At 55.5% G+C, this 1,045-nt stretch carries 2 protein-coding genes; one reads left to right on the top strand and one right to left on the bottom strand.

Annotated elements, in window-relative coordinates; translation table 11 throughout:
• The coding region (locus tag ACZ6JY_RS40860; protein ID WP_469204764.1) for a hypothetical protein at window positions 1–316 on the top strand (316 nt) is incomplete at its 5' end.
• Between the two features lie 119 nt (window positions 317–435).
• Here ACZ6JY_RS40860 and ACZ6JY_RS40865 read toward each other — a convergent pair.
• Window positions 436–1,045, bottom strand: a 610-nt coding sequence (locus ACZ6JY_RS40865; RefSeq protein WP_469204766.1) for an EAL domain-containing protein, incomplete at its 5' end; no start/stop codon positions are given.

Genomic DNA, 1,045 nt, shown 5'->3' on the forward strand with positions numbered 1-1,045 from the left:
TATCAGGCTGACACACCAGATTTCTAATTACAGTGCCCAACAAATTCGTGGTTGCGTGGGCAGGGATCAATACCCTCAGCTGCAGAATATTGACCTTATGATCCGCGGGCTGGAGGGGCTGGTTTCAAACATTTTACGCAATCTGGAGCGCCCTCACACCCGCTTTGTGAACCTTGCAAAGGCCATCACCGAGTATCGTGTGGCGCTTTCCGATCTTCTGATGATTCTCGACCAGGCCTTTGTTGAACGTGAAGTGGTGGAGTCACGCACAGGGTGTGTTGAGCAGGACATGTTTGCTGGTTTTTCCTTTCACTAAGGATGATCAATGATGACAGCGTGTTACCGGTCGGGTGAGATCGGTTTCAGGGCCACCACCTGACAACCTGGTTTCCTCTGCGGATTGTGGCCACCCCCGCTCGCGACGGAACGTCTCCCTCAGGGTGGGGCATCCTCCAGACGGATTTTCGGGCGGGAAAGCAGGATCAGGGCCAGCTCACGCGAGCTGACGGGCCTGAAGTAATAGTATCCCTGCATGAACACCACGTGATTGTGCCGGAGGTAGTCAACCTGCTCCCGGGTTTCCACCCCTTCCGCCACGATTCGAATCGCCAGTTTTCGTGCCAGATCCAGGACCACGTCCAGGATTGCCGTTGACTCGGCGCTGGCATTCACCCGGCTGACAAAGGTGGAGTCGATTTTGATGTAGTCGATGTCCAGCGCATCCAGATAGGAGAGACCGGAGTAACCGGTCCCGAAATCGTCGAGTGCGATCCCAAACCCTCTCTCATGCAGCCCGTTCAGCGTACGGATCGTCCCCTCACTCATGTAGAGGGGTTCAAGCTCCGTCACCTCAATGACAAGGTTCAGATCCTGACGGGTAAACCCGCTGCGAAAGTGCAGGCACTCCTCCACGAAGTCCGGAGACGCAATATGGGAGGCACTGAAGTTAAGGCTGATATGGAACCCCTCCGGCAGTTTTTCGGCGAGGGTATTCATATGGCCGATCACCTGAGTCATCAGACTGCGGGTCAGGGAGACGATCAGG

Source organism: Streptomyces sp. NPDC046335 (assembly GCF_055587985.1).